At 62.4% G+C, this 5,762-nt stretch carries 6 protein-coding genes and 1 tRNA gene; 6 read left to right on the top strand and 1 reads right to left on the bottom strand.

Features of this window, described 5'->3' with window-relative positions:
• The 6 genes from Q0996_RS09230 to Q0996_RS09255 all read left to right on the top strand — a co-directional run.
• Nucleotides 1–394, top strand: a 394-nt coding sequence (locus Q0996_RS09230; RefSeq protein ID WP_299618007.1) for a COG4223 family protein, incomplete at its 5' end; no start/stop codon positions are given.
• A gap of 3 nt (nucleotides 395–397) precedes the next feature.
• Nucleotides 398–2,065 carry a heme biosynthesis protein HemY gene (locus tag Q0996_RS09235; protein WP_299618010.1) on the top strand — a complete coding sequence of 556 codons (1,668 nt, stop codon included), beginning with the start codon at nucleotides 398–400 and terminating at the stop codon, nucleotides 2,063–2,065.
• Between the two features lie 153 nt (nucleotides 2,066–2,218).
• A tRNA-Thr gene (locus Q0996_RS09240) sits at nucleotides 2,219–2,294 on the top strand.
• A 388-nt stretch (nucleotides 2,295–2,682) separates the two neighbouring features.
• Complete coding sequence (locus Q0996_RS09245) at nucleotides 2,683–3,999, top strand: hypothetical protein (protein ID WP_299618013.1); 1,317 nt, start codon at nucleotides 2,683–2,685, stop codon at nucleotides 3,997–3,999.
• 311 nt (nucleotides 4,000–4,310) lie between these two features.
• Nucleotides 4,311–4,514, top strand: coding sequence for a cold-shock protein (locus Q0996_RS09250; RefSeq protein ID WP_299618016.1), 204 nt, complete (start codon nucleotides 4,311–4,313; stop codon nucleotides 4,512–4,514).
• Nucleotides 4,515–5,213: 699 nt separating this feature from the next.
• Entirely contained in the window at nucleotides 5,214–5,417 is a 204-nt protein-coding gene (locus Q0996_RS09255) for a cold-shock protein (RefSeq protein WP_299618019.1), read from the top strand.
• Between the two features lie 160 nt (nucleotides 5,418–5,577).
• Here the strand turns inward: Q0996_RS09255 and Q0996_RS09260 are convergent.
• The coding region (locus tag Q0996_RS09260) for an Lrp/AsnC ligand binding domain-containing protein (RefSeq protein ID WP_299618022.1) at nucleotides 5,578–5,762 on the bottom strand (185 nt) is incomplete at its 5' end.

The raw sequence follows: 5,762 nt of genomic DNA on the forward strand, positions 1-5,762 counted from the left end.
GGCGCGCCGTGCGCCTGCCGGCCTGCCCAGCCTGCGCGACCTGCAGGCGGATTTCCCCGAGGTGGCGCGCCGCGTCGCCGCCATCGAACTGGGCGAGGAGGGCGAAGGCTGGTCCGCCGGGGTGCTGCGGCGCCTGTCTGAAGCGGTCAACCTGCGGCCCGTCGGCCTGGTGGAGGGCGACCAGCCCACCGCCGTCGTCGCCCGCAGCGAGGTCAAGCTGAACGAGGGCGACCTCGCCGGAGCGGTGGCGGAGCTGGACAGCCTGACCGGCGCGGCGGCGGAAGCGGCCGCGGCCTGGCGCGGCGATGCCGAAGCGCGCATCGCCGCCGATCAGGCGGTCAGCCGCCTGGGGGCCCTGGTGTCCGAACGCTTCCGTCTCACCGCGGGTGGCTGATCCATGCGCCGCGCCGTCGTCTTCGTCGTCCTGGCCGCCCTGGCGGCGCTCGCCGCCTTCTGGCTGGCGGAGCACCCGGGCCGGGTCTCCATCGAGTGGCTCGGCTACCGCATGGAGCCGCCCATCGGCATCCTGGTGCTGGCCGGGGTGGTGCTCTCCATCGCCGTCATCATTCTCTACCGGGTCATCACGCTGATCCTGGGCACGCCCGGCAGCATCGGCCGCGCCTTTTCCTCCAGCCGGCGCAAGCGCGGCTTCAAGGCGCTCAGCCAGGGCATGGTGGCCGTCGCCGCCGGCGACGCGCAGGAGGCAGGGCGCTGGGCGCGCAAGGCCGACAACTTGTTAGAGGACCCGCCGCTGACCCTGCTGCTATCGGCCCAGGCCGCGCAGCTCGGCGGCGACGAGCGGGCGGCGGAGAAGTACTTCAACGCCATGCTGGAGAAGCCGGAGACCCGTTTCCTGGGTCTGCGCGGGCTGCTGCGCCAGGCCCTGGCCGAGGGCGACGACCAGCGTGCCCTCAGCTATGTGCGCGAGGCCCATGCCATGCGGCCGAAGACGCCGTGGGTGGTGACCAACCTCTTCGAGCTGAGCGAGCGCACCGGTGATTACGACGGCGCCGCCGCCGCCCTGAAGCAGGCCGCCAGGATCAAGGCCCTGCCGAAGCCGGAGGCCGACCACAAGGGCGCGGTGATCACCCTGGCCAAGGCCGAGCGCGCCCTGACGGAGGGGCGCAAGGACGAGGCCCTGTCGCTGGCCCGCGCCGCCGACAAGGCCGATCCGGACTTCCTCGCCGCCGCGGTGCTGCATGCCCGGCTGGCGGTGGAAAGCGAACGCTTCCGCGAGGCCGCCAAGGTGGTCGAGCGCTCCTGGCCGCGCACGCCCTCCGGCGAGCTGGCGGCGCTCTACCGCCGTGCGGCGCCGGCGGCCAAGCCCCTCGAACAGGTCAAACGGGTCACCAAGCTCACCGGACTCAGCCCGAAACACCGGGAAAGCCATCTCGCGTTGGCCGAAGTCAGCCTGGATGCCAAGCTCTGGGGCGAGGCGCGGCGCCACCTCGGCGACCTGGTCTCCCTGGAGGGCGAAGACCCGGCCCGCGCCCAGGTCTGCCGCCTGATGGCGCGACTGGAGGAGGCCGAGCGCAACGACGGCCAGGCCGCGCGGTCCTGGCTGGAACGGGCCGCCCACGCGCCGCGCGATCCGGCCTGGGTGTGCAACGCCTGCGGCGCCATCGCGGCGCACTGGAGCGTCGATTGCGGCGCCTGCGGGGCCTTCGACAGCCTCGACTGGCGGGCCCCGCGGCGGGTCGGCACCCTGGCCATCGACGGGGAGCCGACGGCGCTGGCCCAGATCACCGCCAAGCATCCGGTCAAGGCCCAGGAGCCCGCCGCAAGCGTGCCGCTGCCGCCACCGCCGGACCGGGTCTCGACGGCTCCGAAGCCGCCCGCCGGAGGTCCGCCCGAGGCGCCGAAGCCGCCGGCCAAGACCTCTGAAGGCCAGGGCGAGGCGGTCAATCCGCTGGCGCCGCCGCCGAAGCGTCCCGCGCTGGGAACCTCGGGCCCGGCCGGCGCCAACGGCCAGCAGCCGCCGGACAGCCCGGGGACCGACGACGAGGCCGAGGAAGCCACCGCCGTAGAGGGCTCGGTTCCGCCGCTGCCCGAGCGCCCCCGTTAACGCTGGATTAAGGCGGAGCCCCTAGGCACAGAGGCGGATCTGTCAGAGGGCCGCCCCAAGAACCGCCCGCCACCGCAAGTCTTGCGTTGCGCAGAGCTTGGCCGTAAGGTCCGCCCCGTTCCAGCCGCCGAATCCCTGGGTTCGGCCCGGTGTGCCGCCTTAGCTCAGTTGGTAGAGCATCGCATTCGTAATGCGAGGGTCGCGTGTTCAAGTCACGCAGGCGGCACCACTCTCCTCAAGCACACACGCGTTGGCTCTGATCACACGACAATTGGCGGCGGCTTCACTGTCTGGCATTCGGCAGTAAAGACGGGGGTCCTGCCTCCGAATTTCGGCCAATCCCATCCCGCTTGGGAGCGCTTTGGGCGCCTCACATGCTCGCATGGAACAGCCTAGAATCCCCGCCCAGCTAGCTTCCATCTGTGAATGATTGTATTAATTCAAGAATCGATCTCGTAATGGTATCATTCCATTTGGGTGTACCATGCTAGGGAGACGTATGTCGGGCTAGATTGGGCGTGGATTGTTGTTAGGGGCACGAGTTGGCCTCGAGTAATCGCTTGTCGTTCCTTAGTATTTGGCAAGTGATTGCAGATCCAATTGATGGCTGAGCTCGGATGAAGTTAAAGAACATCTCGCTTACGCAACTCTCTGTGAATTCAGCCAATGATCGTCATGGAGAGTTGGCGGATGAGCATGCTGCGATTGAATGGCTCTTGACGCATCGGGCCGCACACATGCGAAACCTAACAAAGGACATCGTTGCCGAGGGGAGAGTTTACGAGCCACCCTTGGTCCACGAAGACGGAATGAGATATGTAGTCTATGATGGAAATCGTCGGACCACCTGCCTGAAACTGCTGGCGGAACCCCAAAAAGCCCCATCAACGGAATGGGCTGACTACTTCGCCGCTCGACGTACCGAATGGAAAGGTAAGTTTCCCGACAGAGTTCAATGCCACGTTGAGTCAGATAGAGATACCTTGGACGAGATTCTCTATCGCCGTCACACTGGGCAGCAAAGTGGTGTTGGTCAAAGTCAATGGGATGCCGCGGCCAAATCGAACTTTGTGCGTCGCACCGGGAAGAAGACACGAGTCAACTTGGCGGAAGAGATCGAGCTTCGGCTGCGAGACGCAGGACACATAGCGACAGGGATTCCGCGATCAAATATGAACCGCCTTTTGTCTGCGGAGGCTTTCAGAAACAGGGTTGGGATCTCAATAGTCAACAACCGCGTTGAGTACACTCATGAGACCGGCAAGGTCACTGCCGCCTTGGCGAGAATCGCGAACGATCTAGTGTTGAAGCGAGTAGTATTGGAAGACATTTGGAACAACAAGGGAAAGAGGGCTTATCTAGACAAACTCGAAAAGGATGGTGTTTTGCCGACTGCGGTAGATGCACTTCCACAAAATAAGGACTTCAAGAAAACAAAACCTATCCCAAAACCGCCTGAGAAAGATACCCCTGCCCCCTCAGTACCAGCACCGGAGGCGAGAACTACCCTGATTCGAAACATCGACTATGGTTTAGTTCCGCAAGCCCATACGCAACGTGCGACAGACATTTGGAAGGAGCTACAGTTCCGATTAAAGTTCGGCGACCATGATAATGCAATCGCCGTTCTGTTCCGCGTATTGCTGGAATTCTCAGTAGAGAACTACATTAGTCGAAGGAAGCTGACGACAGTTCATGTCAACGACAAGCTGTCGAAGAAGTTTCATAAGGTGCTCGACGATATGCTTATCGCAAACACGCTCGAAAAAAAGTACCTGAACGGCCTGAAGAAGTTCGAGCAGACTGAACCTCTGGTTTCAGCCAATACACTGAATGCATATGTTCACCACAAAGACTTCTTTCCATCAGATCATCACTTGAAGTCTATGTGGGATACGCTTTCGGGCTTCATTGTTGCGTGCATTAAGGCGTGAGGTTTGTGGGAAGACTGTCCTCAATCATGCGGCGGTTTCCTCTCTATGTAAGACTTTCGATTAGATCGTGATGCCGTCCAAGGCAGCTTCTGTGACCTTAGGGTAATCGACAAAACCAATCAAAGAACCCCTCCATCCCTTCGCCGGGCGATGGCCATGCGCTGCTAAGCTCTCGCTCGCGATGCGGTCATTTGACGTAGCGGGTTCCGCGGCGCCAGCCGTCGGCGGATGGGCCGCTTACCCAAAAATGTTGGCCGCCATCCCCCGGAGCATTGTGTTTCGGAGGCAACTGACGACAGGAACTCTCTAACATGGTCACCGGAACCGTGAAGTTCTTCGATACCATCAAGGGGTTCGGCTTCATCACACCGAACGACGGCTCCAAGGACGTCTTCGTCCACATTTCGGCGGTCGAACGCTCCGACCTCGGCCGCCTATCTGAGGGACAGAAAGTCAGCTTCGAGATTCAGTCCGATCCCCGGGGTCCGAAAGCCATAAATCTCCAGTCAGCCTGACAGACCGGATCCCAGCGGATCCCGGAAACTCCCAAAGGGTCGCCGCTCGGGTGGCCCTTCTTTTTGCCGTCCGGCCGGAAATTCGGCGGGTCCTTGTCGACCGCCACACTCATGACGAAGACGGCGCGGGCCGGCCAGTGGCCGGGGGCCCTCACTCCGGCGGCCGGTCGGCCGCTGCTGTGTCGCCTCGCGATTCGGCGCGCCTTTCCGCCTTTTCCTTCTTGGCTTCCGCACGTGCGGCTTTCTTGGCCGCCTTTATGCGTTCGCGTTCATGGCGCTCGAAACTGTAGTTGGGTTTTCGGGGCATGCCGTTCCTTTCCGTTGCTGTTGCGACGGAGGCGGCACCCCTCGGGCACCACGACTCGTCCCATCTCTGATCATTCCACCATCATAGGACCGCGATGCCCACTGCCACCACAAAATCCGGAGTCGGCAGGTGCGGCGGCTGCGGTGGGCGACCGGCGTGAAGCCATCTTTTGGTGAAGTCATCGGCAATTCCGATCGATGAATCCAGCCAAACTGTCTCTGGGCTTTTACCGGGTTGCTGCTATGCTGATTTCCGTGATGGCAGCTTGTTGACGATGCGGGACCCTTTGGGGGTTCCGCCGGAATCGAACAGGCCTCTCCTCCAGGATTGTTGGCCGCCACTCCCCCGAAGTGCTGTGCTTCGGCGGCAACTCACTATGGGATTCTTCCAATATGACCACAGGAACCGTGAAGTTCTTCAACGCGACCAAGGGGTTCGGTTTCATTACACCGAGCGACGGCTCGAAGGATGTCTTCGTCCACATTTCGGCGGTCGAGCGCTCCGATCTCGGCCACCTGGCCGAAGGTCAGAAAGTCAGCTTCGAGATTCAGTCCGATCCCCGCGGCCCCAAGGCGGTGAATCTAGAATCCGCCTGATCGCCGGTGAAGATCGACACCCGGTAAAAACGATGGGCCGCCCTTTGGGCGGCCCTTTCGCTTGGTCCGCCCACGATTCACAGACTGGACCTTCAATGAAACACCATCGTTTCGAATGCCGGCCCGAATACCCCCCGAATACCCCCGAATACCCATAGACTCAGAAATCCAGAGGGGCGTTGTCGATGACCTCCTTCATCACGAAGAAGGTGCGGGTCTGGCGCACCCCGGGCAGGGCGATCAGCCGTTCGCCGTGCAGACGGTTGAAGTCGGCGATGTCGCGCACCCGGATCTTCAGGAAGTAATCGAAGTCGCCGGCCACCAGATGGCAGTCCAGCACGAAGG

It is taken from the genome of Pelagibius sp. (genome assembly GCF_028289705.1).
Classification (GTDB): Bacteria; Pseudomonadota; Alphaproteobacteria; order Kiloniellales; family Kiloniellaceae; genus Pelagibius.

Bases quoted from the DNA above. Each gene is read 5' to 3' on its own strand.
- Q0996_RS09255 (WP_299618019.1), top strand. From the start codon at position 5,214: ATGACCACAGGAACCGTGAAGTTCTTCAACGCGACCAAGGGGTTCGGT.
- Q0996_RS09250 (WP_299618016.1), top strand. From the start codon at position 4,311: ATGGTCACCGGAACCGTGAAGTTCTTCGATACCATCAAGGGGTTCGGC.
- Q0996_RS09235 (WP_299618010.1), top strand. From the start codon at position 398: ATGCGCCGCGCCGTCGTCTTCGTCGTCCTGGCCGCCCTGGCGGCGCTC.
- Q0996_RS09245 (WP_299618013.1), top strand. From the start codon at position 2,683: ATGAAGTTAAAGAACATCTCGCTTACGCAACTCTCTGTGAATTCAGCC.